Source organism: Micromonospora sp. KC207 (assembly GCF_004348615.1).
Taxonomy (GTDB): Bacteria; Actinomycetota; Actinomycetes; order Mycobacteriales; family Micromonosporaceae; genus Micromonospora.
Map to the genome: position 1 here is coordinate 22141 of NZ_SMKJ01000006.1, position 26262 is coordinate 48402.

Consider the following 26262-nt stretch of genomic DNA (forward strand, 5'->3'; position numbering starts at 1 on the left):
CGCAGGACGGGTCACGCCGCCACGGGCACCTTCTCCTCCTGCCGCTCGGCCGCGCGGGCGGCCAGCCGCCGCTCGCGCTCCTGGGCGCCGATCAGGTCGTCGGGCAACGAGTCCGGCACCTCGATGTCGAAGCGGCGCAGCAGCCGGATGACGAAGCCGCCGAGGGTGACCAGCACCAGCGCCGCGCCGAAGCAGACGTACGCGAAGCCGATGCCCCGGCCGGGGCCGGTGCCGATGACCGCGCCCACCGACCCGGCGAGCGCGCCGCCGTCGGCGAGCATCGGCTCGAACAGGCCGGTGGCCGCCGGAGCGATCAGCGCGAACCCGATCGGCAGCGTCGACCAGGAGATGGTCTGGTTCAGGCTGAACACCCGGCCGTGGTACCGCTGCGGCACCTTCACCTGGACGATCGTCGCGTAGATCGACTGGGCGGTGGTCATCGCCATGGCCAGCCAGAACGCCCCGACGCAGATGACCGCCACGGAGGCGTCCAGGCCGATCACGACGCAGCCGAGCGCGGTGCCGAGGTTGCCGATCAGCACCCCGATCATCCGCCGGTGGCGGGGGCCGCCCCACAGCGACATCAGCACGCCGCCGGCCACCGCGCCGAGCGCCTCGGCCAGGGCCACCTGCGCCACCTGCGTCGCGGTGGCGAAGGAGAGCACCAGCGGGGTGGTCAGCACCAGCGCCGGGGCCAGGAAGATGTTGCCGATCGCGAAGTAGCCCAGCATGAGCCGGAAACCCCGGTGCTGCCACGAGTAGCGCAGCCCGTTGGCGATCGCGACGAGCAGCCGCTCCCGGGGCCGCCAGCCGAGCAGGTCGGGGAAGCGGACCACGGCCAGGGTCGCCACCGCCACCACGTAGCTGGCCACGTCGATGAGCAGGATGCCCTTGAGCTCGATGGCGGCCAGCAGGCCGGCGGCGAAGACCGGCATCAGCAGCATCGCGAAGCCGTTGGTGAGCTGAGTGACGCCCATCGCGTGGCCGAGGTACCGCTTCGGCACGAGCTGCGGTACCGCCGACTGGAACGCGATGCGCTGGAACGACCCGGCGACCTGGCTGAGCGCCACCAAGGCGTAGATCATCCACAGCCGCAGGTTGTCCGTCCAGAGCAGGGCGGCCAGCACCAGCTGGATCGACCCGGCGCCGGAGCTGGCGATCATCATGATCCGCCGCCGGCTGATCCGGTCGGTGAGCGCCCCCGCTACGGGCAGCATCAGCACGCCGCAGATCAGCGCCAGGGCCCACAGCAGGCCCAGGTTCGCCACCGAGCCGGTCTGGGTGAACAGCCAGATCGGCAGGGCGAACGCGGTCAGCGCCGAGCCGGTGGTGGAGACGAGCTGGCCGGCGGTGACCGCGACGAACCGGGCCATGCTCGGTTTCACCGTGGCCCGCTCCGGACGGGACGCCGCGCCGACGCGCTGGTGGTCGGCGACCACCCAGCCGGCGTCCTCGCCCCGGGCCGCCGGCTGAAGGGCGGCGGTGTCGTCGGCGAGCACCGCCGGGTGCACCGCCGTGACGATCTCCGCCAGCTCGTCGGCCCGGTACTTGAGGAAGAAGTGCCCCGCCTGATCGAGGACGACCAGCCCGACGGTGTCGGTGAGGAACTGCCACTCGGCGTACCGCTCGGTGAAGTAGTCGGTCACCGGGTCCTCGGAGCCGACCACCGAGATGATCGGGGCACGCAGCTTCGCCGCCCCGGCGTCGAGCAGCCCGGTGAAGTACTCCTCCGAGGCTCGGGAGTCGGCCCGCATGTTGCTGATGATTCGGTCGGCCTGCTCCGGGTCCAGCTCGTCGGTGTCGACGCCCATCGACTTGAGCCAGCTCGCGTAGTGCTTGTTGCTGCGGAGCTGTTCCAGGCGGTTGCGCGCGGCGGCGAAGAAGCCCTTCGGACGCGCGAACGGGAACATCGCGCCGATGTAGAGCGCCTCCAGCTCCCGGCCGGCCGCCTCGACCTTGCGGGCCACCTCGGCGACGATGGCGCTGCCGACGCCGCAGTGGCCGTACAGAACGATCGGGCCCTCGATCCGCTCGACGATCTCGTCGGCGACCCGACGGGTCAGCTCCTCGAACGGCAGGCCCTCCTCGCTGAGCCCCACGTCGTGCCCGGGGATCGCCAGCGAGTACAGGGCGTTGCCGGCGGGCAGGGCGTCGGCGAGGGGCTGGTAGACGATGGCGCTGCCGCCGCCGTACGGGACGCAGACGTACGTGCGGACCCGCCTGCCGGCGGGGATCGGTTTGGTCAGCTCGTAGAGCAGCCGGCGCGGCCCGTCGTCGGCGGCGTCGCCGGTCATGAACGCGGCCAGCTCGCGGACGGTCCGCTGCTGGAACAGGTCCATCACGCCGACCGGCCGCCCGCCGCGCCCGGCCTTGCGGATCCTCGCCACGACCTGGGTGGCGAGCATCGAGTGCCCGCCCAGGTCGAAGAAGTCGTCGTCGATGCCGAGCGTGTCGACGCCCAACACCTGCGACCAGATCTCGGCCAGCAACCGCTCGGTGTCGTCGCGCGGCTCGACCAGCTCCACCGACGCCTCGCGGGTCACCACGGGAGCGGGCAGCGCCCGGCGGTCGAGCTTCCCGTTGGGGCTCAGCGGCAGCGCGTCGAGGGTGACGAACGCGGCCGGCACCATGTACTCGGGCAGGGTCTCCTTCAGCGCCGTCTTCAGCGCGGCGTGCTCGGCGTCGCCCACCAGGTACGCGGTGAGCCGTTTGTCGCCCGGGGTGTCCTCGCGGACGACCACCGCGGCATCGGTGACGCCCGGCTGCTCCCGCAGGGCGCTCTCGATCTCACCCAGCTCGATGCGCAGGCCGCGCAGCTTCACCTGGTGGTCGATGCGGCCGAGGAACTCGATCACCCCGCCCGGGACGCCGCCGGCCGCTGCCGAATCGCCGCCACCCGCTTCGCCCGGACCGTCCGGGGAGAGCACCCAGCGGGCCAGGTCGCCGGTGCGGTACAGCCGGGCCCCCGACTCGGAGGAGAACGGGTCGGGCACGAACCGCTCGGCGGTCAGCGCCGGCCGGCGGTGGTAGCCGCGGGCCAAACCGACGCCGCCGATGTGCAGCTCCCCCGCCACGCCGATCGGGCACTCGTTGCCGGCCGGGTCGAGCACGTGCAGCCGCAGGTTGGCGATCGGGCCGCCGATCGGCACGCCGGACAGTCGGGCCAGCGTCGCCGGGTCGCAGTGCCAGGCGCTGACGTCGATGGCCGCCTCGGTGGGCCCGTACAGGTTGTGCAGCTCGCACCAGGGCAGCCGGGCGGTGAACTCCACGGCCGAGGCCAGCGGCAGCTCCTCGCCGGAGCAGATCACCCGGCGCAGGCCGGTGGCGGCCTCGATGCCGTCCTCGCCGAGGAAGACGGTCAGCATCGACGGGACGAAGTGGGCGGTGGTGATCCGCTCGGCCACCAGCAGGTCCCGCAGGTACGCGGCGTCCTTGTGCCCGCCGGGCTTCGCCAGCACCAACCGGGCCCCCTCGCGCAGCGGCCAGAAGAACTCCCACACCGACACGTCGAAGCTGGCCGGGGTCTTTTGCAGCACCGCGTCGTCGGCGGCGAGGCGGTACGCCTTCTGCTTCCAGTCGAGGCGGTTGACGATGCCCCGGTGGGTGTTCGGCACGCCCTTGGGCCGCCCGGTGGAGCCGGAGGTGTAGATGACGTACGCCAGGTTGCCGGGCCCGGCCGTCGGCGCGGGGTCGGTGGTGGCCTGCTCGGCCCACGTCGCCTCGTCGTCGAGGACCAGCACCGTCGCGCCGGTGTCGGGCAGCACGTCGCGCAGGTGCTCCTGCACCAGCACGACGGGCGCGGCGGCGTCGGTGACCATGAAGGACAGCCGGTCGGCCGGGTACTCCGGGTCCAGCGGCAGGTACGCGCCGCCGGCCTTGAGCACACCGAGCAGGCCCGCGACCAGCTCCACCGAGCGCTCCGCGCACACCCCGACGAGGGTTTCCGGGCCGACGCCGGCCGCGCGCAACCGGTGGGCGACCCGGTTCGCGGCGGCGTTCAGCTCGGCGTACGTCACCGAGCGGCCCTCGAAGGTCAGCGCCACCGCGTCACCGCAGGCGGCGGCCCGCCGCTCGAACGGCCCGTGCAGGGTCTGCTCCTGCGGGAACTCGGCCGTGGTGTCGTTCCACGCGGCCAGCAGCTCCCGCTCGGCGGGGTCGGTCAGCGGCAGGGCGGACACCGGGGTGTCCGGCGCGGCGACGACCGCCCGCAGCAGGGTGGTCCACCGCCGGGCGATCCGCTCGACGGTGGACCGGGTGAACAGGTCGGTGTTGAAGACCAGCTTTCCCCACAGCCCCCCGGTGGTCTCCACCGCGTGCAGTTCGAAGTCGAACCGGGTGGCCCGCAGCTCCATCGGCGTCCACTCGAAGCGGACGTCGGCGGCGTCGGAGACGCCGGTGAACCGGCCCATCTCGTAGTTCTGGAGCACGAACATGGCCTGGAACACCGGGGACCGGCTCACGTCGCGGGGCAGGCCCAGCTCGTGGACGACCCTCGCGAACGGCACCTCGGCGTGTTCGAAGCCGTCCAACACGCTGCGCCGGGTGCGTTCCAGCAGCTCGGTGAACGTCGGGTCGCCCGCCAGCTCGGCGCGCAGCGGCAGCATGTTGATGAACATGCCGACGACGTTCTCCAGCTCCGGGGCGGACCGGCCGGCCACGGACGCGCCGACGGCGAAGTCCTCCTGCCCGGCGTGCCGGGCCAGCAGCACCTGGTACGCGGCGAGCAACGTCATGAACAGCGTCGCGCCGCCGGCCCGGGTGAGCGCGTTGAGCCGCTCGGTCTCGGCGGGGTCGAGCTGGAACTCGACGAAGTCGCCCCGGTAGGTCTGGGTGGCCGGGCGCGGGGCGTCCAGCGGCAGCTCCAGTGGGGCCACGCCGGCCAGCCGGGACTTCCACCAGTCCAGGTGCCCCCGGGCCGCCGGGCCGTCCAGCTCCCGCGCCTCCCACACGGCGAAGTCGCCGTACTGCACGGGCAGGGCGGGCGGCTCGCCGCCGTGGTAGAGGGTGATCAGGTCGCGCAGCAGCACGTCCACCGACCAGCCGTCGCCGACGATGTGGTGCTTGCCGAGGAACAGCACGTGGTCGTCGGCGGCGAGCCGGATCAGCAGGGCGCGCAGCAGCGGCCCCGTGGCCAGGTCGAACGGCTCCGCCGAGGCGGCATCGACCAGCGCCCGCGCGGCGTCGGCGTCGGCCGCCTCCGCCACCGTCAGCGGCACCTCGACGGCCTCCTCCACGACCACCGTGGGGCGGCCGTCGGCGTCGGCGGGAAACCGGGTGCGTAACGACTCGTGCCGCGCCGTCAGCCCGGCCAGCGCGCCGCGCAGGCTCGCGACGTCGAGCGGTCCGCGCACCCGCAGCGGCACCGCGATGTGGTAGGCCGCCTCGCCCGGGGCGATCTGGTCCATGAACCAGACCCGCTCCTGGGCGTACGACAGCGGCACCTCGGCGTCGGCGGGCCGGGGGGTGATCCGGGCCGCGGGGGCGGCGGCGCGCTTGCGCAGGCGCTTGGCGATCAGCGCCTGCCGGGCCGCCTCCCGGGCCGGATCCTTCAGGTCGGTCATGCGGTGGGTCCCTCTTCCGTCGCCAACAGCTCGGCGACCTCGGCGTCGGAGAGCTCGTCGAGTTCCGCGGCGATCAGCTTCTCGATCTGGGCGGCCAGGTCGGCCACCACCGGGCTGCCGAACAGCGCCCGCATGGGCAGGTCCACGTCCACCTCGGCGCGGATGCGGGCCATCGCCCGCATGCCGCGCAGCGAGTTGCCGCCGAGGGCGAAGAAGTCGTCGGCCGCGCCGACCTTCTCCACGCCGAGGATGTCCGCGTACACCTCGGCCACCAGGGCCTCGGCGTCGGTGCGCGGGGCGACGTACGCGTCGTCGACCGCCGCCGGGGCGGCCGGGGCGGGCAGCGCGGCCCGGTCCAGCTTGCCGTTGGGGGTCAGCGGCAGCGCGTCGAGCGCGACGAACGCGGCCGGCACCAGGTGCGCGGGCAGCTCCCGGGCCAGGTCGGCGGCGACGCTCGCGCCATCGGCGACGCCGACCAGGTAGCCGACCAGGGTCGGCTCGCCGGAGTCGGTGCGCACGACCACCGCCGCCGCCGACACGTCCGGCCGGGCCAGCAGGACGGCCTCGATCTCGCCCAGCTCGATGCGCATGCCGCGCACCTTCACCTGGTCGTCGCGGCGGCCCAGGTAGTCCAGCGTCCCGTCGGCCCGCCAGCGGGCCAGGTCGCCGGTGCGGTACATGCGCTGCCCCGCCGGCCCGTACGGGCAGGGCAGGAACCGCTCGGCGGTGAGGCCGGGACGGCGCAGGTAGCCGCGGGCGAGCTGGTCGCCGGCCACGTACAGCTCGCCGACCACCCCCGGGGGCACCGGGTTCAGCGCGGCGTCGAGCAGCAACGCCCGGGTGTTCCAGGTGGGGGTGCCGATCGGCACCGCCCCGGCCGCAAGCTCCTGCCCCGGTGCGATGCGGGCGGCCACGCAGCCGACGGTGGCCTCGGTCGGGCCGTACTCGTTGGTCACCGCCACGCCCGGGTGGGCGGCACGCCAGCCGGCGAGCTGCTCGCCGGTGAGCGCCTCGCCGCCGACGACCAGGTCCGTCGTCGGGGACACGGCGTCGTCGAGCAGCGGCAGGTGGCTCGGGGTGACCTTGAGCAACGCCGGCTTCCCCCCGGCGCGGGCGGCCGGTTCGTCGATCGCGGCGAGCCGGACGGTGCCGCCGGCGGTGAGCGGCCCGAGCAGCCCGGTGACGGTCAGGTCGAACGACACCGGGGAGTGCAGCAGCGCGGTGCCGGCCAGGCCCGGATATGCCTGCCGGGCCCACGCCAGGTAGGCGGTTACCGACCGGTGCTCCACCACGACGCCCTTGGGGCGGCCGGTGGAGCCGGAGGTGTACAGCACGTACGCGGGGTGTTCGGGGCGCAGCGGGGCGGCCCGGTCGGCGTCGGTCAGGTCGGCCGCGTCGAGGTCGGCGGCGGTGCGCGCGTCGAGCACCAGCGCGTCGCCGGGCACCAGGGCCGCCGTGTCGGCGGCGGCCAGCACCAGCGCCGGCTCGGCGTCGTCGAGCAGGTATCCGATCCGGGCCGCCGGGTAGCCGGTGTCGACCGGCACGTACGCCGCACCCGACTTGAGCACCGCGAGGATGGCCACCAGCAGGTCCGTCGAGCGGGGCAGGGCCAGGGCGACCCGGGTTTCCGGGCCGGCCCCGCGCGCCACCAGCAGCCGGGCCAGCCGGTTCGCGGCGGCGTTCAGCTCGGCGTACGTCAGCTCGGCGCCGTCGCAGACCAACGCGGTGGCGTGCGGGGTGGCGGCAGCCTGCCGCTGCACCTCGTCGACGACGGTGCCGACCGGCCGGGCGTGGCCGGTGGCGTTCCAGGTGTCCAGGACCAGCCGCCGCTCGGCGTCGTCGAGCAGGGGCAGCTCGCTCACCCGCCGGCCGGGGTCGGCGACGGCGGCGTCGAGCAGCCGGACGTACCGGGTGACGATCGCCTCGGCGGTGGCCCGGTCGAACAGGTCGGTGCGGTACACCAGCCGGCTCTCCCCGGTGGTGACGTCGAAGGCCAGGTCGTCCTTGGTGGTGCCCAGCGGCACCGGGTCCAGGCCGGAGTCGGGAATGAAGTTCAGCGCGGTCTGGAAGATCGGCTGCACGGACGGGTCCCGCTGCGGGGCGACCGCCTCGACGATCCGCTGGAACGGAACCTGCCCGTGCTCCATGGCGTCGATGAGGCTGCCCCGGACCCGGCCGAGCAGCTCGGCGACGGTGGGGTCGCCGGTCAGGTCGCAGCGCAGCGCCACCGGATTGACGAACATGCCGATCAGCGGGGACACCTCGGCGGTGTCCCGGCCGGCGGTGGAGACGCCGACGACCACGGTGTCGTCGCCACAGATCCGCGACAGCAGCGCGGCGAACCCGGTCAGCAGCACCATGTACGGGGTGGCGGCCGAGGCGGCGGCGAGCCGGCCGACGGCGTCGAGCAGCCCGTCGGGCAGGTCGAAGCGGACCTCGTCGCCGGCGAAGCCGAGCTGGGCCGGGCGGGGCCGGTCCAGCGGCAGGCCGGTCACCGCGGGAGCGCCGGCCAGGTGGGCCGTCCAGAAGGCGAGCTGCCGGTCCAGCTCCGGCCCGGCGAGCTGGTCGCGTTGCCAGGCGGCGAAGTCGGCGTACTGGATGGGCAGCTCGGGCACGTCGGCGGGCGCGCCGGTGAGCGCGGCGGTGATGAACGCGGACAGCTCGCTGGTGAACAGCACCGCCGACTGGGCGTCGAAGACGGCGTGGTGCACCACGAACTGCAACGACCACGCCTCGTTGACCTTGATCAGCCGGGCCCGCCACAGCGGCGGCGTGTCCAGCGGGATCGGGGTGCGGGCCAGTTCCTCGCGGATCGCGTGGTATCGGGCGAGCCGCTCGGCCTCCGGCAGGCCCGACAGGTCCTCGGCCGCCAGCCGGACCGGCTCGTGCTCGCGGACCACCTGCACCAGCGTGCCGTCGTCGGAGCGCAGGTGGGTGCGCAGCGCCTCGTGCCGGGCGAGGACCTGGTCGAACACGGCGGTGGCGGCGTCGGCGTCCAGCTCGGCCGGGAAGGGCCACGGGTTGGACACGTTGTAGACCGGCGAGCCGGTGTCGAGCTGGTTGGCCATCCACACCCGCTCCTGGGCGAAGGAGGCGGGGAAGGTCCATTCCCGGGTCATCGCCGCTGCCTTTCGTTCGCGATCGCGGAACTCCGCTCCGCTGCACTCCTCACGCTCACTGGATGGCCTCGCGCACCGAGCGGGGACGCATGTCGGTCCACACGGTGTCGATGTGCGCGAGGCACTCGGCACGCGTGCCGGCGAAGCCGGTGTCGTGCCAACCTGCGGGCAGCTCCCGGTCGGCCGACCAGATCGAGTACTGCTCCTCGTCGTTGCGCACGACCAGGAATCGGGTTTCGGCCATTAGTTGTCTCCAGTGCTCTCGGGGGTGTGCGGCTCGGCCATCGCGACGGCGATCTTGCGGGGGCCGGTGAACGGCTCCCGGGCGTGCGCGGCGGTCATGTTGTCGACCACCAGCACGTCGTCGCGCTGGTAGTCGAAGCGGACGCTGGCGGCCCGGTACGCGGCCCGCAGGTGGTCCAGCACGTCGGCAGGAATCTCACCGCCGTCACCGTAGTAGGTGTTCGACGGCAGCCCGTCGGGGCCGAACATCGCCAGCAGCCCCTCCTGGTACTCCTGCGGCAGGGTGCTCAGGTGGAAGAACGTGGCGTGGTTGAACCAGCGCGGGGTGTCCGAGCCGGGCCGGTAGTGCACCGCGTCGCGCACGGCGCGGGTACGCAGCCCGCCGGCGCCCACCCACTCCACGGCGATCCGGTTCGCCGCCGCGTACGCCTCGACCTCGGCGCGGTCGTCGGTGTTGAACACGTCCTGCCAGCGGGTGCCGAAGTCGGCGTGGAAGTTGCGCACCAGCATCCACCGGCGGCGGACGAACTCCTCCCGCACGGCCGGGTCGATCAGCTCGTACACCCGCCGGACGTCCGCCAGGGGGGTCGCGCCGAGGGTGTCGGGCGGGGTGACGCACCAGAAGAACAAAGTCAGCGGCCAGCGCGCCTGGTACGAGTTCTCGTTGTGCAGGAAGATTTCCTCGTCCGGCGGGTAGTCGGTCGAGGTGTAGACCCGGCCCTTGATGGAGTGCCGGGGCGAGGACCGTTCGGTGTAGACCAGCGGCTCGCCGGCCAGCGCCCGCACCACCGCGTCGAAGCCGTCGACACCGCCGACGTCGAAGCCGCGGAACAGCAGCCCGCCGTGCGCGACGAGGGCGGCCCGCAGCTCGGCGCGGCGGGCGTCGATCAGGTCGGTCAGTGCCCGGCCGTCGCTGTCGACGACCACCGGCAGCGTGGCGATCGTGTCGCTCATTGCTCTGTACTCCCTTGTTTCCGTGAAGCCCACGGCTCCGCCTGCATGCGCGAAGCCACGGCTCCTCCTGCCTTCTCGGTGCTCACGCGCGGGGCAGCCGCGGGATGCTGGTGGTCGGGGCCGGGGGCTCGTCGGCGGCGGACGCCTCGGCGAGCAGCTCCTCGATCCGGGAGGCGAGCCCGGCGACGGTGGGCGTCTCGAAGAGGCTGCGCATCGGCAGCCGCACCCCGGTCGCCTTGCGCATCGACGCGATGAGCTGCACCGCCACGAGGGAGTTGCCGCCGAGGGCGAAGAAGTCGTCGTCGACGCCGACGACCGGCACGCCGAGGCCGTCGCGCCACACCTGGGCGATGGTGGCCTCCAGCTCGGTGCGCGGCGCGGTCGATGCCCCGACCTCCACCGTGGGGCTGGACCCGGCCGGTTCGCTCTCCGCGGCCAGGGCGTCGGTGGTGACCCGGGCGGCGCGAGCCCGAATGTCGGCCACCGACCGGGTGGTGATCACCACCTGGGCGCCGAGGCCGGCGGTGAGGCTGCGGCGGAACGCCTCCGCACCGTCGACCGGGCGGATGTCCTCGCTGGGCGCGCCGCCCTCCGGGGCGACGGGCGCGGCGGCGGCGAGGCCGCCGGTGACCGCCGAGGCGTCCACCCGGCGCAGCACGAAGTCGCTGATCGCGACCAGCTCCCGCCCGTCCGGGTCGGTCAGGGTCAGGTCGGCGGAGACGACCTCGTCGGTGCCGCCGTCGCGGTGGCGCAGGTGGCTGTGGAACCGGCCGGGCAGCGGCCCGCGCACCACGATCCGCCCGTACGACAGCGGCAGGTAGGTGCCGGAGCCCTGGCCCCGGCCGAACGCGGTGGCCACGTCCAGCAGGGCCGGGTGCAGGCCCCACGCGCCGAGGTCGGCGGCGGCCTCGGCGGGCGCGCTGACCAGCGCCAGCTCCTCGCCGTCGGCGAGGTGGTGCGCGGCCAGCGACCGCCAGCGCGGCCCGAAGGTGAGCATGCTGGTGCGGCCCCGGCCGAACGACGCGTCGTCGTCGACCCGGCGGGACCGGGCGACGAACGCCGCGAGGTCGGCCGCCGCCGGGGCGGGCTCGGTGGTCCAGCCCGCCGTGCCCCGCACGTGGGTGCACAGCACCCCGGCGGCGAGGCTCTGCACCATGAACTCCGTGAACCCGTCCTCCGCGGCGGTGAGCGCCACCCGGTACTGGGCGATCGTGCCGTCCGGCACCGAGAACGGCTCCAGGAACACCACGTCGCGCAGCTCCACCGCCGCGTCGGGCCCGGGGGCCTCGACGGCGGCGGCCACGGCGGCGCGGACCGACTCCAGGTGTGCGGTGCCCGGCACCACCGGCACCCCGCCGATGCGGTGCTCGTCGAGCAGCCAGTGGGTCGCGGCGCTGACCAGGCCGTGCAGCACGGTCCCCTCCGGGCCGGTCACCCGAGTGGTGAGCACCGGGTGGTCGACCGTGCTGGTGACGGTGTCCCGGGTCACCGCCCGGAATCCGGCCGGGGCGGTGCTCTCCGCCGCCATGCCGACCTCGGCCCAGCCGCCCCAGTTCTGCGACACCACGGGCGCGGCCCAGCCGGCCCCGGCGCGGGCGTACGCGTCGAGGAAGTTGTTCGCCGCGCAGTAGTCGACCTGGCCGAAGCCGCCGATCACGGCGGTGATCGAGGAGCAGAGCACCACGAAGTCCAGCGGCAGGTCCCCGAAGACCTGGGCCAGGGCGAGGGTGCCGACGAGCTTCGGGGCGAGTACCCGCTCCGCCTCGGCGCGTTCCTTGACCTCGGCCATACCGCCGCCGGGCAGGCCGGCGGCGTGCACGATCCCGTCGATCCCGCCGAACTCGGCCTCGGCGGCGGCCCGGACCCGGCGCAGGTCGGCCGGGTCGGTGACGTCGGCGGCGAGGACCAGCACCGAGGCGCCGGCGGCCTCCATCCGACGGATCGCGGCGATCGCCCGGCCGGCCCGGTCGTCGGCGCCGTGCACGGCGAGATGGTCGTCCCACCGCTCGCGCGGCGGCAGGCCCGAGCGGGCCAGCAGCACCAGCTTCGCCCGCGCGCGGCGGGCGAAGTCCTCGGCGAGGGTGACGCCGATGCCGCCGAGACCACCGGTGATGACGTACCGGCCGCCCTCGCGCAGCGCGCCGGGCTCGGCCTCGGCGTCCACGGTCACCTGCTCGTAGCCGGTGACCCAGCGGCGGGCCCCGCGCAGCGCCACCTCGGTGTGCTCCGGGTCGACCGGGCGGCGTAGCTCGGCGACCACGGCGTCCACGCCGGTGGCGGCGGGGTCGGCGTCGAGCAGCCGGACGGTCAGCCCGGGCAGCTCGACCGGCAGGACCCGGGCCAGGCCGGCGAGGGTGGCGTGCTCGGGGCGGGTGAGGTCAGTGCCGGTCACGTCGCCGATGCCGGCGGTCACCAGGTCCAGGGTCAGGGCGCGCTCGTCGCCGGTGCGGCCGGCCCCGGCGAGGGCCTGCACGAGGTGCAGGGCGCTGAAGAACCCCCGGTCCTGGGCGGCGAGGGCGGCGGCGATGTCGGTGCCGGTGGGCTCGCCGTCGAGGGCGAGGGCGTGCACCAGCCGCGCCGGCAGGTCGTCGCCGAGGGCGGCGACCAGCGCGTCGTGGTCCTCCCGGGCGGCGGGGCGCAACGTGAAACCGCCGTTCCCCGCACCGGCCGCGTCGCCGGTGGCGGCGAACGCGTCGCCGGGGCGTACCACGATGGTCTGCGCGCCGGCGGCACGCAGGCCGGCGACGAGCGCGTCGCCGCGCGGGCCGTCGACCAACACCATGCACCGGCCCAGCGGCGCGGTGGCCGGCGCGGGCGCGGCCTGGCGCCACACCGGCACGGCGAACCACTGCGGCAGCGGCCGGGGGCCGGTCTCGGCCGGCGCGGCGGCGACCGCCTCCACCGGGTCCGGGTCGACCCAGTAGCGGCGCCGCTCGAACGGGTACGTCGGCAGCGACACCCGCCGGGCCTGCGGATCGGAGCCGGTGCGCACGGGCAGGCCGGCGCACCACAGCGCCCCGGCCGTGGTGAGCAGCGTCGCCAGGTCACCGGCCGGCTCGCCCTGACCGGGCAGGCTGCCCAGCGGCACGAGGGCCCGCTGCTGGTCCGAGCCCTTGGCGACCTGCATCCGGGCCAGGTTGGCCAACTGCCGGCCGGGGCCGCACTCGACCAGCGCCCAGGTGCCCTCGGCGAGCAGGGCGGCCACCCCGTCGCCGAAGCGCACCGGCTGGCGCAGGTGCGCCGCCCAGTACGCCGGGTCGGTGGCCTGCGCGTCGGTGATCCAGGTGCCAAAGACGTTCGACACCAACGGGATGCGCGGCGCGCGCAGCGGCACGGTGGCCATCAGCGCGGTGAACTCGGCGAGGATCGGGTCCATCATCGGCGAGTGGAACGCGTGCGAGGTGCGCAGCGCCTTGCTCTTGACCTTCCTGGTGGCCTTCAGCGTCTCGGCGAACGCGGCGACCGCGTCGGCCTCGCCGGCCACCACGCAGGTGCCCGGCCCGTTGACCGTGGCGATCGACACGCCCTCGGGCAGCAGCCCGGCGACCACCGACTCGTCCAGCGGGACGGCCAGCATCGACCCGGCCGGCAGGGACTGCATGAGCCGGCCCCGGGCGGCCACCACCCGCAGCGCGTCGGGCAGGTCGAGCACCCCGGCGACGGTCGCGGCGACGTACTCGCCGATGGAGTGCCCGACCATCGCCGCCGGCCGGACGCCGAAACGCTGCCAGGTGGCGGCCAGGGCGTACTCGACGACGAACAGGGCCGGCTGGGTGTAGCGGGTCTGCGCCAGCAGCTCGACCGTCTCCGGGTCCCGGCCGAGGATCAGGTCCCGGATGTCCAGGCCCAGCTCGCCGCGGAGCAGCTCGGCGCACTCGTCGACGACGGCGGCGTAGGCGGGCTCCTCGGCGTAGAGCTGCGCGCCCATGCCGGCGTACTGGGAGCCCTGGCCGGAGAAGAGGAAGGCCACCTTCGGGGCGGGACGGTCAATCACCCCCCGCTGCGCGCGCCGGCGATCGCGCAAGGCGGCGACCGCGTCGGGCAGGTCGGTGGCGGCCACGGCGAGCCGGTGCGGGTACTGCTGCCGGCCCACGCGCAGGGTGTGCGCGACGTCGGCGAGGTGCCCGGCCCCGCCGTCGGGGTTGCCGGCGAGGTGCTCGGCGAGCCGCGCCACGGCGGTGTCGAGGGCGGTGGCGGTCATCGCCGAGACGTGCAGCAGTTGCGCCGGGCGCACCCGCCGGTCGACCCGGTGCTCCGGCGGCGCCTCCTCCAGCACGACGTGGGCGTTGGTGCCGCCGATGCCGAAGGAGCTGACCCCGGCGCGGCGCGGCACGCCGTCGGTGTCCCACTTGGTGAGGGTGTTCGCCACGTAGAACGGGGTGTCGGCGAACTCGATCGCCGGGTTCGGGGTCTCGTAGTTGATGGTCGGCGGGATCAGCCCGTGCTCCATCGCCAGCACCGTCTTGATCACGCTGACGATACCGGAGGGCTGGCTGAGGTGGCCGATGTTGGACTTGACCGAGCCGATGCCGCACCAGCCCCGGTCGTCGGTGTCCTTCGTGTACACCGCCGACAGGGCGGCCACCTCGATCGGGTCGCCCATCGCGGTGCCGGTGCCATGCGCCTCGACGTAGCTGATGGTGCGCGGGTCTATGCCGGCCATCCCGACAGCCTGGGCGACGGCCTCCGTCTGCCCGTCCACGCTGGGCGCGGTGAAGCCGACCTTGCCGGCGCCGTCGTTGTTGATGGCGTTGCCGAGCACTACGGCGCGAATGTGGTCGCCGTCGGCGATCGCGTCGGAGAGCCGCTTGAGCAGGGTCACCCCCACGCCGCTGCCCCACACGGTGCCGTTCGCGCCGGCGTCGAACGGCCGGCACCGCCCGTCGGGGGAGGTGAAGCCGTCCATGCCGAGGTAGCCGGCCTGCGGCAGCTCGATGTTGACACCGCCGGCCAGGGCCATGTCGCACTCGCCGTTGCGCAGCGCCTCACAGGCCAGGTGGAACGCGACCAGAGACGTGGAGCAGGCGGTGTGCACGGTCAGACTCGGCCCACGCAGGTCCAACCGGTACGACACGTTCGTCGCGGTGTAGTTGGGCGAGTTGCTGGTGGCGGTGGAGACGGCGCTGTGCGGGTTGCCGCCGACCCGCTTGTTGCGCAGCACGTTGCGGTTGAGGTAAGACGGGGCGCCGGTGCCGGCGTACACGCCGACGGCACCGTCGTAGCGGGCCGGGTCGTAGCCGGCGTCCTGCAGGGCGGTGTAGCAGGCCTCCAAGAACAGCCGGTGCTGCGGGTCGGTGACCTCGGCCTCCCGGGCGGTCATCCCGAACAGACCGGCGTCGAACTCGTCGTAGCCGTCGACGAGCGGGGCCCGGCTCACCCAGCCCGGGTCGTCGACCTCCTCCGGGGTGACGCCCCGGGCGAGCTGCTCCTCGCGGGTCAGCTCGGTGACCGACTCGACACCGTCGACCAGGTTGCGCCAGAACTCGTGCACGTCGGCCGCGCCGGGCAGCCGGGCGGCCAGCCCGACGATCGCGATCGGCTCGATGCCGTCGTCGGAGGGGTGGTCGGTGTCGATCGCGTTGTGCATCAGGTCGTCCTTCATGCGGTGCCGCCGGGGCGGCGGGGAGGGATACGTCGGGCGCGGCTGCGGCGGGCGGCGGCCCGCAGCGCGGCGCGGGCCAGCTCCGGCCGGTCGGCCGCGCCGTCGAGGTGCGCGGCGAGGGCCCGGACGGTGGGATGGCGGAACAGGTCGAGCATCGCGATCGACCGGCCGGTGGCGGCGGTCAGCCGGGCGTGCACGGCGGCCAGGGCCAGGGAGTGCCCGCCGATGTCGAAGAAGTTGTCGGTGACGCCGACGCGGTCGCGGTCGAGGATTTCCCGCCAGACCCCGGCGACCAGTTCCTCGGTGTCGGTGAGCGCGTCGGGCCCGGCCGGCAGCGCCGCCGCCCGGGCGGGCTCGGCGGACGCGGCGACGGTCATCGCGCCGAGCCCGGCGGTGCGCACGGTCGCCCGGGGCAGCTCGGCGGCGACCTCGCCGGCCGGCGCCTGCGGGGCGGCGGCCAACGCGCCGACCAGGGCGGCGAGGTCGGCCAGCAGGGCGTCGACCCGGTCGGCCTCGAACAGGTCGGGGTTGAAGACCACCTCGACGCCGAGCCGGCCCGGCCCGGCCGAGGCGGCGGGCGCCCGTTCCACCACGTACACGGTGAGGTCGAACGGGGAGCCCGGCTTGGGTACCGGCACCGGCTCGCCGGCCAGCCCGGCCAGCGCGAGCCGGGGCGGGGCGAAGTTGAGCACGTTGAACAGCACCTGCACCAGCGGGGCGCGGGAGGTGTCCCGGCCGACGCCGAGCGTCTCCACGATCCGCTCCAGCGGCGCGCCCGGGTGGGCGGTGGCGTCGTGCAGCTCGGCCGCGCACCGGTCGACCAGCTCGGCGAAGCTCGCCCCGTCGGTGCGTACCCGCACCGGGACGGTGTCGATGAAGAACCCGACGACGTCGTCGAACGCGGCCAGCCGCCGGTCGGCGACGATCGCGCCGACGACGTGGTCGTCGCCGCCGGTGAGCCGGGTCAGCAGCTCACCGAGCCCGGCCAGCAGCACCGCCGCCACGCCGGTGGCGCGTCGATCGGCCAGCGCCCGCACCGCCCGGTCCGCCTCGGCGGAGAACATCACGGCGGCCTCCATCCCGGCGTACGTCTGCACGGCGGGACGGGGCCGGTCGCGGGGCAGCTCCAGCACGGTCGGCACGCCGGCCAGGTGCTGCGCCCACCAGGCGAGGTCGTCGGCGCCCCGGCGGCGGTCCCGCTCGGCCCGCCAGACGGCGTAGTCGGCGTACCGGGCGGTCAGGGCGGGCAGCGCCGGGTCGTCGCCGCCCACGGCCCGGGCGTACGCGGCGGCGAGGTCGTCGTAGAACACCGCCTCGGACCAGCCGTCGAACACCGCGTGGTGCCAGGTGAGGGCGAGCACGTGCTCGGCCGGGCCGAGCCGGTAGACGGTCACCTGCCAGGGCGGCCCGGTGGCCAGGTCGAACGCGTGCGCCGCGCCGGCGGCGAGCATCCGGGCCAGCTCCGCCTCCGGGTCACCGCCGTCGGTCAGGTCCACCACGGGCACCGCCACGTCGGTGGGTTCCGCGCAGACCGCGTACGGCACCCCGGCGGTCTGCGGGATGCGCCAGCGCAGCACGTCGTGCCGTTCGGCCACCGCGCGCAGGGCCGCGCCGAGGGCCGGGACGTCCAGCTCGCCGCGCAGCCGGTGGGCCACCGCGATGTTGTACGGAGCGCTGGACGGGGCGAGCTGGTCGACGAACCACAGCCGCCGCTGCGGCGGGGACAGCGTCGGCGGGTTGCCGGTGGTCAGCCCGTCCCCGGCGTCGGGGGCGGCGGCGGTGATCCGCCGCACCAGGCCGGCGAGGGTGCGGCCGGCGAACACGTCCCGGGTGTCCACGGCGCGGCCAAGCTCGGCGCGCAGCGCCGCGACCAGCCGCATCGCGGCGATGGAGTTGCCCCCGGCGGCGAGGAAGTCGGTGTCCGGGCCGGGGGCCGCGCCGAGCAGCCGCGCCCACACCCGCGACACCGCCCGGGTGACCGGGTCGCCGTCGGCCGGGCCGTCGACGTCGGCGGCGGGCGCGGGCCGGGCGGCGGCGGCCAACGCCCGCAGCGCCGGCCGGTCCAGCTTGCCGGTGGTCGGGCTGACCGGCAGCTCCGCCAGGCGCAGCACCCGGGCGGGGCGCATCGCGGCGGTCAGCCGGGGCTCGGCGTACGCACGCAGCGTCGCGTCGTCGGGGGCGTCGGCGGGGGTGAGGAACGCGACCAGCTCGGCACCGGCCGGGGCGTCGACGGCCTCCACCACCACCCGGTCGACGCCGGGCAGCCCGGCGAGGACGGCCTCGACCTCGCCCAGCTCGATGCGCTGCCCTCTGATCTTGACCTGCCGGTCGGCCCGACCGAGATAGACCAACCGCCCGTCCGGGGCCTGGGTGACCAGGTCACCCGTGCGGTACAGCCGCTCGCCGGGCAGGCCGGAGAACGGGTCGGGCACGAACCGCTCGGCGGTCAGGCCGGGCCGGTCCAGGTACCCGTCGGCCAGGCCGGGCCCGCCGACCAGCAGCTCGCCCGTCTGCCCCGGCGGCACCGGACGCAGCTCCGCGTCGACGACGTAGGCGCGGTGGTTCGGCAGCGGCAGGCCGATCGGCACCGGGTCGGTCTCGGCGGCGGTCAGCTCGGCGGAGACGGCCAGCACGGTGGTCTCGGTGGGGCCGTACCCGTTGACGAAACGCCGGCCGGGGGCCCAGCGGGCCGCCAGCTCGGCGGGCACGGCCTCGCCGCCGCAGAGCACGGTGCGCCAGGCGGGCAGCTCGGCCGGGTCCAGCATGGACAGCACGGTCGGGGTCAGGAAGCCCCAGTTGATCTCGTGCGCGGCGATGAACCGGGTCAGCCGGGCGGGGTCGGACCGGTCGTCGGCGCCGACGAGGTGCACCGCGCCGCCGAGCAGCAGCGGAACGAACAGGTCGATGACGGCCGCGTCGAAGCCGAGCGAGGCGGCGCCGAGGCCGCGCACCGAGGCGTCCGCGCCGGTGAGCGCCGCGCAGCCGGTGACGAACTCGACGACGTTGCGGTGGCTGACCAGCACTCCCTTGGGCCGGCCGGTGGAGCCGGAGGTGAACAGCACGTACGCGGGGTCGCCCGGGCGGGCCGGGCAGGGGGCCAGCGGCGCGGGGCCGGGCAGCCCGAGCGTCTCGACGCCCGGCGTGTCGCCGAACTCGGCCTCGGCGGCGTCGCCGACGACGATCCGCACCCCGGCGTCGGCGGCGATCTGGCGCAGCCGCCGGCGCGGGCCGCCCGGCTCCAGCGGCACGTAGCAGCCGCCGGCGAGCAGCACGCCGAGGACGGTGACCACCAGGTCGGGCCGGCGCTGCCCGCACACCCCGACCCGGCTCTGCCGGCCCACGCCGCGCTCGCGCAGCGCGGCGGCGACGCCGGCGGCCCGGCCCACCAGTTCCCGGTAGGTGAGCTGCTCGTCCCACTGGCGCACCGCCACGGCACCGGGGGTCCGGGCGGCCTGCGCGGCGACCAGCTCGGCCACCGTCGCGTCGGGCCACGGCAGCGGCTCGGCGTGCGCGGCGCTGATGGACAGGATGTCGGTCACCCGTGTTCCCCCCGATAGGTGGCTGGATCGGTGATCTGCAGGCGCAGCTCGCTGACGTGGCCCCGCCCGGCGGCGTCGGTCACCCACGCGTCGGCGGGGGCGGGCAGCAGCTCGCTGACGGTGAGCGTGACGGCCGGGTCGGTCCGGGCGGCGGCGTCGGCCATGGCGCACAGCGACTGGGCGTACAGCGGGCCGGTGAGGTCGACGAAGCAGGGTTTGACCTCGGTGCCGACCTTGACGAAGACCCGCTCGGGCAGGCCGAGGCGGGCCCGCCAGCGGCGCACCGCGAGGTATCGCGCGGACTCGCTGGTGGCCCCGGCCAGGCCGCTGTCGGCGACGGTGGTGCGCCAGGTGCGCCGGGCCACGACCAGCCGGTCGATGGTGATGCGGGGGGTCGTCGGCGCGGGGGCGAGCAGTTTGAAGCTGTCCAGCAGCAGGGCGCCGAGAAGGTTGGCGAAGACCTCGACCAGTGGCCACCGGGCCCCGTCGGGCAGCACCGCGACGAGCCGGCCCGCCACGGACTCCACCCGCACGGCGCTGGCGGCGACGAGTTCGGTGACGTCCGCGCCCCGGGCGGTGTCGATGCCGACCTGCCGGTCGGCCGGGCCCCGCAGGTGCCAGGTGGTGCGGGTGGTCTGCCGGGGGAAGCCCTGCGGGGGCAGCAGCCGCAGCCGGGCCGGCCCCAGGTCGGCGTCCACGGCGGCGCGCAGCGCCCGCGGGTCGGGGTGGAACGGGGCGAACACGGCGCTGTCGAACGGCGTGGTCGCCGGGTGCAGCTCACCGAGGACGAGCTGGAAATCGCCGGCGTTGAGCGCGTCGACGCTGGCCGCGCCGATCTGCACGTCCGGGCTGTGGATGCGGGCGGTGGGCCAGCCCGGCGCGGCGGCGGGGAACAACGCCTCGGCCGGCCCGGCCAGGTCGGCGCTGCGCAGCCGCAGCTCGGCCTGGTCGGCGTCGACGGCGGCGAGCCCGAACAGCTCCGCCCAGCGGGCGGTGAACCCGGCGCTGGCCACGGCGACCGGCCCGTCCGGGGCGAGGATGAGGCCCTGCGCGAGGGACCACATGTCGGCCAGCCGGACCGGCCCGTCACCGGCCAGTTCGGCGTGCAGTTCGCCGAGGGCCCGCTCGCAGGCGGTGCCGATCTCGGCGGTGAGCCAGCGGGCGGCCCGCAGCACGATCGCCAGGGGCGCGGCGAGCGCGTCGAGCACGGCCGACCCGACGGTGAACTCCAGGTCCCGCGACGTCTCCTCGTAGACCACGGTACGGCCGGTGTACATCTGCCCGCCGTGCCGGGTCGCCGACGCGCCGGTGACGGAGGTGAACTCGGCGTTCAGGGCGGCCAGGGCGGCGGCGAGCCGGTCCGGGTCACCGGCGGCGGACGCCACGTCGTCCCGGGCGGCCCGCAGCCGGTCCAGGTCGGCGACCAGGTCGGCCCGCAGCGCCGGGTCGCCGACTGCGGCGATCCGCTCGGTGAGCACCCGCTCCGCCCCAGGGCTGTTGGGCAGGCCGGCGTCCCAGGTCAGCAGGCCCCGCTCGACGAGCCGGTCGAGCAGCAGGTACCCGTCGTCGGGGCGGCGCAGGCCGGCGTCGCCGTCTTCGCACAGCCGCGCCACGAGGTCCCGGGCGGCGGTGCGGCCGTCGCAACCGGCCAGCAGCCGGGCCTCCACGGCGGACAGCTCCACCGCCGGGGCCAGCGGCGGGCACAGCCGACGCCCGTCGAGCCGCAGGTGGGGCGGCAACACCGGGGCCCACCAGCGGCGCACCGCCGGGTCGGCGGCGAGCCGGTCGGCGTACGCGGTGAGCGCCCACGCCTCCAGGTGCACCTCGCGGCGGTCGACCAGCCCCAGGCCCGGGGCCAGTCGGGTGTGCGGGGTGTCCGGGTCGAGGCTGCCCCAGCAGACCGGCCCGAAGAAGCCGATCGTCTCGGCCTTGCCGCAGTAGCGCTGCCAGTAGCGCAGCACCGCGATCTCCCGCTTGCGGCGGGGCTTGTTGCGCACGGCCGGGTCGGTGCGCAGCAGCCCGTCGAGGGCGACGAGCATCTCCGGGTTCTGCCAGGTGACCGCCTCCCGCACTCCCCGGTCGGCGCAGATCTCGGCGAGCACGGCCGACGAGTGGGCCAGCGCGGTGGCCAGTTCCTTATCGTACACCTCGGCGGCGCCCTCGCCGGCCAGCAGCGCGTCGGCCGCCGCGGCGGCCTCGGTGGCGGCGAACCGGTCGAGGCCGGCGGCGGGGAACCCGGCGGTACGCAGCAGCACGTCCCGCCACACCGACCAGCCGGTGTCGCCCAGCGGCAGCAGGTGGCTCACCGGTCGGCCCGCCACTCGTCGTCGACGATGTGCAGCCGCAGCTCGCTGAAGTAGCGCCGGCCGGCGGCGTCGGGCACCCACGCGTCGTCGGGTGTCGGCAGCATCTCGCTGACGGTCAGCGACACCCCGTCCCCGCCGTCGGTGCGGGCGGCCCGGACCATCGCGGCGAACATGGCGGCGTACGCGGGACTGCTCAGGTCGACGAAGCAGGGCTTCGTCTCGGTGCCGAGCTTGACGTAGACCAGCTCGGGCAGGCCGAGGTCGCGCCGCCAGCGGCGCACGGCGAGGAACCGGTCCCGTTCGGCGGTGACGTCGGCCAGGCCGCACTCCCCCACCGTGGTACGCCACGTCTGGCGGGCCACCACCAACCGGTCGAGGGTGATCCGGGGCGTGTACGAGGCGGCGGCTACCAGCTTGAACCCGTCGACGGCGTGGGCGCTGAGCAGCCCGGCGAACACCTCGGTCAGCGGCCAGCGCGCCCCGTCGCGGGCGGTGACCACGAGCCGGCCGTCCTCGGAGCCGACGGTGAGGTCCACGGTGGGCAGCACCCGGTCCGGGTCGGCGCCCGGGGCGGGCAGGAACGCGAGCTGCCGGTCGGTGGGGCCGGTCAGGGCCTCGGCGGTGCGGCTGGTGCGCCGGGGCCAGTCGCTGGGGAACAGCAGTCGGATCCGGTGCTCGCCGAGGTCGGCGGCGAGCGCCGTGCGCAGCCGTGCCACGTCCGGGTGGGACGGGGTGAACACCTGGCAGTCGAACGACGGCCAGGCGGCGTGCAGCTCGCCGAGCACGGCGGTGTAGTCGCCCCGGGCGAGCGCGTCGGCGTCGGCGGCGCAGAGCTGAAGGTCGGGGCTGTGCAGCCGGCCGCTGCTCCAGTCGCTGGGGCGTGCCGGGAACACCTCGGCGACCCGGGCGGCGAGCTCGGCCACGGCCAGCCGCACCTCGGTGGTGCCCTCGGGCAGGTCGGCGAGGCCGAACAGGCCCGCCCAGCGGGCGGCGAACTCGGCGGCGACCACGTCCACGGGGCGCTCGCCGGTGCCCCAGAACAGGCCCTGCACCAGGAACCACAGGTCGGCCAGGGACACGGGGGCGTCGCCGGCGTCGGCGCGCAGCTCGTCGTACAGCTCGCGGAACGTCGCCCCGTACGCCTGCTCCAGCTCGCCGGCCAGCCACCGGGCTGCCCGCAGCAGCACGGCGAGGGGGGCGGCGAGGTCGGCCAGCAGCGGCGCGCCGAAGGTCACGTCGAGGTCGCGGGCGGTGTCCTCGTAGCAGAGGGTGCGCCCGGCGTACATCTGGCCGGCGCGGCGGTGGGCCGGCTGCCCGGTCAGGTCGGTGAACGTGGCGTCGAGCCGGTCGAGGGCGGCGCGCAGCCGGTCGGGGTCGCCGGCCGCGTCGGCCACCCCGTCGCGGGCCGCGCGCAGCCGGTCCAGTCCGGCGCGGGCCGCGAGTCGGGTCGGCTCGTCGCCGATGCCGTCGATGCGGGACGCCAGCACGTCCTCGGCGTCGGGGCTGACCGGCAGGGCCGCGTCCCAGGTGATCAGCTCCCGCTCGACCAGGCGGTCGAGCAGCGCGTACCCGTCGTCGGGGCGACGCAGCCCGATCGCCGGGTCGGCGACCAGGTCGCGGGCGCTGCGGTGGCCGTCGGCGGCGGCGAGCAGGGCCGCCTCCACGGGCGTGAGGGTCACCGGCGCTCGGCCGGGCCGCAGCACGGACCGGTCGCGCAGGCTCAAGTGGGGCTGGAGCATCGGCGGCCACCATTGCCGCACGGTTAGGTCCGCGCCGATGTGGTCGGCGTACACGGACAGCGCCCACGACTCGAACCACACCCAGCGCCGCCTGGTCAGCGCCGCGCCGGGGCTCACCCGGGCGGTTTGCGCCTGCTCCGGGTCGAGGGTGACCCAGCAGCTCGGGCCGAAGAAGCCGACCGTCTCGTTCTTGCCGCAGTAGCGCTGCCAGTACTTCAGCAGGGCCCGCTCGCGGTCGCGGCGGCGCACGTTGCGCGGCGCGTCGGCTCCGGCGCGGGCCAGCCCGTCGAGGGCGAGCAGGGCGTTGCGGTTCTGCCAGGTGACGGCCTCGCGCAGCAGCGGGTCGGCGGCGAGTTCGCCGAGCCGGCCGGCTGCGGCGGTGAGCGCCTCGGCGAACTCCTTGTCGAACCGTTCCTCACCGTCGCCGGTGGCGAGGAGGTCGTCGGCCGCCGCGGCGGCCAGCGGGGCGGCGAACGCGGTGAGCCCGTCGACGGGGAAACCGGTGGTACGCAGGATCGCGTCCCGCCACACCGCCCAGCCGGTGTCGCCAAGCGGCACCCGGTGCCCGCCGGTTTCCGCCCCGGCCGCGTCCGCCGCGCGGCCCGGGGTCGCCGTGGCCTGCTCCCCCGTCGTGTCGACCGCCGCCGGCTCCGCCGGGCCGTCCGGGGCCGGCACGGTCCCGTGTGTGCCGGCGACCCGGACGGCGTCGGTGCCCCGCAGGGTGTCGGTGAGGTCGCCACGGATCGCGGCGACCAGCTCGGGCAGTCGGTCGTGCAGGAAGAAGTGCCCGCCGTCGATCTCGTGCAGGGTGAACCCGGCGGCGGTGTGCCGCTGCCAGGCGGCGCTCTGCGCGTGGCTCACCGCCCGGTCGGACCGGCCGCTGAACGCCACGATCGGCACCGGCACCGGCTCGCCAGCAACGTACCGGTAGCTGTCGACCCGGCCGAAGTCGGCGCGCAGCAGCGGCAGCAGCAGCTCCACCAACTCGGGGTGCGCCAACACCTGCGGCGGCAGCCCGCCGCCGTCGCCGAGGCGGCGCAGCAGCTCCTCGTCGTCCACGGTCGACAGGCCGTCGAACAGGCTCGCGTCGTCGACGTGCGGGGCGCGGGCCCCGCCGACGTACAGCCGCAGCGGCAACGGACCGCCAATGCGGCGCAGCTCGCGGACCACCTCGAAGCCGACCCGCCCGCCCATCGAGTGGCCGTAGATCGCGTACGGGCGGTCGGCCCGCCCGGCGATCGCGGCGGCGACGCCGGCGACGGTGAAGTTCGGGTCCTCGCTGATCCGGTTCTCCCGCCCGGGTAGCTGCACCGGCAGCACCTCGACGTCCGCGCCGAACTCCCGCTGCCAGTCACGGAACACGCTGGCCCCGGCCCCGGCGTAGGGCAGGCAGAACAACCGCGCCGGTGCCTGGGGACGGCTTCCGGCGGAGACGAACCAGTTCACCGCGCACCTTTCTGAGGGGGGTCGATCCAGTGCCGTTGACGCTCGAAGGGGTACGTGGGCAGCCCGGTGCGCCGGACGCCACCCTCGGGGTGCAGGGCCGCCCAGTCGACGTCGCGGCCGGCCACCCAGTCGAGAGCGAGGTCCCGCAGCTCGCCGGCCGGGCCAGCGACCCGGGCGTCGGTGTGGAGCAGGTCGTCCAGGCCGGCGAGGGCGTCGGCGAGGTCGGCGGCGACGACCGCCGCCCGACACGCGAACGCCCGGCGGCCGAGCGCGAGGGTGGCGGCCACCTCGGCCAGCGCCGGGGACGCCCCGGCCAGGTGCTGCCGCAGCCGGCGCAGCGCCGCGCGCAACGCCACGGGGGTACGCGCCGACACCGGCAACAGGTGCGCCGCCGCGTCCGGGGCGTCCGGCGGCTCGACCGGGGGCGGCTGCTCGACGACCACGTGGGCGTTGGTGCCGCCGAGCCCGAACGAGCTGACCCCGGCCACCCTGCGGGCCACCTGCGGCCAGTCCCGGGCCTTCGTCGGCACGTAGAACGGTCCGCCGGCCAGGTCGATCTCGGGGTGGGGGCGGGTGAAGTGCAGGTTCGGCGGGATGACTCCGTGCTGGACGGCGAGCACCGCCTTGATCAGGCCGGCGATGCCGGCGGCGGCGTCGAGGTGGCCGATGTTGGTCTTCACCGACCCGAGCGCGCAGGACTCGGCGGGCGCGGCGCCCCCGTACACCTCGTGCAGGGCGGCGACTTCCAGGGCATCGCCGAGCGGGGTGCCGCTGCCGTGCGCCTCGATGAGCCGGACCTCGCCGGGGGCGACCTCGGCGGCGGCGAGCGCACCGGCCACGGCCGCGGCCTGCCCGGCCGGCCCGGGGACGGCGTACCCGGCCCGGTCCGCCCCGTCGTTGGTGACCGCCCAGCCGGGCAGCACCGCGTAGATCCGGTCCCCGTCGGCCTGCGCGTCGGCGAGCCGGCGCAGCGCGACGACGCCGACCCCCGAGCCGAAGCCGGAGCCGTTGGCGGCCTCGTCGAAGGCGCGGCAGCGCCCGTCCGGGGAGGCCATCCCGCCGGGGGTGTGCCGGTACCGGGGCCAGGTCACGTTGACCCCACCGGCCAGGGCGATGTCGCACTGGTAGTCGGCGAGGCTCTGGGCGGCGACGCAGACCGCGACCAGGGAGCTGGAGCAGGCGCTCTGCACGGCCAACGCCGGCCCGGTGAGCCCGAGCCGGTACGCGACCTGGCCGGGCAGGTGGTCGGTGAACTGCCGGCCGACCAGCCGGGCCTCCCAGTCGTCCGGGTCGACGTCGCCGACCACGGCCGGGTTGTCCATGAGGTGGAACAGGAAGTACCGGTTGGCGGAGGTGGCGGCGTAGACGCCGACCAGGCCGGGGAACCGGGACGGGTCGTGCCCGGCGTCCTCCAGGGCCTCCCAAGCGGTCTCCAGGAACAGCCGGTGCTGCGGGTCGGTGCGGGCAGCCTCCTGCGCGCCGAAGGCGAAGAAGTCGGCGTCGAAGTCGGCCACGTCGTCGAGCCGGCCGGCGGCCCGGACGTGCCGGGGGTCGGCGAGCAGCCGGGGCCCGATGCCCAGGGCGGTCAGCTCGGCGTCGGTGTGGTCGTGGATGGCGTCGACGCCGGCGCAGAGGTTCCACCAGAGGGTGGCCACGTCCGGTGCGGCGGGGAAGCGGCCGGCGAGCCCGACGACGACGATCTCGTCCCCGGTGTATTCGCGGGCGGCCGTTGCCGGCGGGGCCGGGGCCGGCC

Annotated in this window: 9 protein-coding genes; all 9 read right to left on the reverse strand. The window is 75.6% G+C overall.

Annotation, left to right across the window (positions count from 1 at the left end; all coding sequences use genetic code 11):
* Positions 1 to 11 precede the first annotated feature (11 nt).
* Complete coding sequence (locus E1258_RS01590; RefSeq protein ID WP_132396125.1) at positions 12 to 5561, reverse strand: non-ribosomal peptide synthetase/MFS transporter; 5550 nt, start codon at positions 5559 to 5561, stop codon at positions 12 to 14.
* Complete coding sequence (locus tag E1258_RS01595; protein ID WP_132396127.1) at positions 5558 to 8680, reverse strand: non-ribosomal peptide synthetase; 3123 nt, start codon at positions 8678 to 8680, stop codon at positions 5558 to 5560. The genes E1258_RS01590 and E1258_RS01595 overlap by 4 nt, the downstream gene beginning before the upstream one ends.
* 55 nt (positions 8681 to 8735) lie before the next feature.
* On the reverse strand, positions 8736 to 8924 hold the full coding sequence (locus E1258_RS01600; RefSeq protein WP_007076306.1) for an MbtH family protein: 189 nt from the start codon (positions 8922 to 8924) through the stop codon (positions 8736 to 8738).
* The gene (locus tag E1258_RS01605) at positions 8924 to 9877 is read right to left on the reverse strand and encodes a TauD/TfdA family dioxygenase (RefSeq protein WP_132396129.1); all 954 of its coding nucleotides are present in this window, start codon (positions 9875 to 9877) and stop codon (positions 8924 to 8926) included. The genes E1258_RS01600 and E1258_RS01605 overlap by 1 nt, the downstream gene beginning before the upstream one ends.
* Before the next feature lie 82 nt (positions 9878 to 9959).
* On the reverse strand, positions 9960 to 15464 hold the full coding sequence (locus tag E1258_RS01610; RefSeq protein WP_243715114.1) for a type I polyketide synthase: 5505 nt from the start codon (positions 15462 to 15464) through the stop codon (positions 9960 to 9962).
* An 11-nt stretch (positions 15465 to 15475) separates the two neighbouring features.
* Positions 15476 to 19018 (reverse strand): non-ribosomal peptide synthetase, encoded by a 3543-nt coding sequence (locus E1258_RS01615; RefSeq protein WP_132396130.1) that lies wholly within the window; start codon positions 19016 to 19018, stop codon positions 15476 to 15478.
* Positions 19015 to 21339 (reverse strand): lantibiotic dehydratase, encoded by a 2325-nt coding sequence (locus tag E1258_RS01620; RefSeq protein WP_243715115.1) that lies wholly within the window; start codon positions 21337 to 21339, stop codon positions 19015 to 19017. Before E1258_RS01620 ends, E1258_RS01615 begins: the two co-directional genes overlap by 4 nt.
* Positions 21321 to 24509, reverse strand: coding sequence for a thioesterase domain-containing protein (locus E1258_RS01625; protein WP_132396132.1), 3189 nt, complete (start codon positions 24507 to 24509; stop codon positions 21321 to 21323). The genes E1258_RS01620 and E1258_RS01625 overlap by 19 nt, the downstream gene beginning before the upstream one ends.
* A partial coding sequence (locus E1258_RS01630; protein WP_305847259.1) for a polyketide synthase occupies positions 24506 to 26262 on the reverse strand: 1757 nt, incomplete at its 5' end. The genes E1258_RS01625 and E1258_RS01630, both read right to left, overlap by 4 nt.

Coding starts and splice junctions, on each gene's coding strand:
- E1258_RS01595 (WP_132396127.1), bottom strand. CDS start 8,680: ATGACCCGGGAATGGACCTTCCCCGCCTCCTTCGCCCAGGAGCGGGTG.
- E1258_RS01610 (WP_243715114.1), bottom strand. CDS start 15,464: ATGCACAACGCGATCGACACCGACCACCCCTCCGACGACGGCATCGAG.
- E1258_RS01600 (WP_007076306.1), bottom strand. CDS start 8,924: ATGGCCGAAACCCGATTCCTGGTCGTGCGCAACGACGAGGAGCAGTAC.
- E1258_RS01590 (WP_132396125.1), bottom strand. CDS start 5,561: ATGACCGACCTGAAGGATCCGGCCCGGGAGGCGGCCCGGCAGGCGCTG.
- E1258_RS01605 (WP_132396129.1), bottom strand. CDS start 9,877: ATGAGCGACACGATCGCCACGCTGCCGGTGGTCGTCGACAGCGACGGC.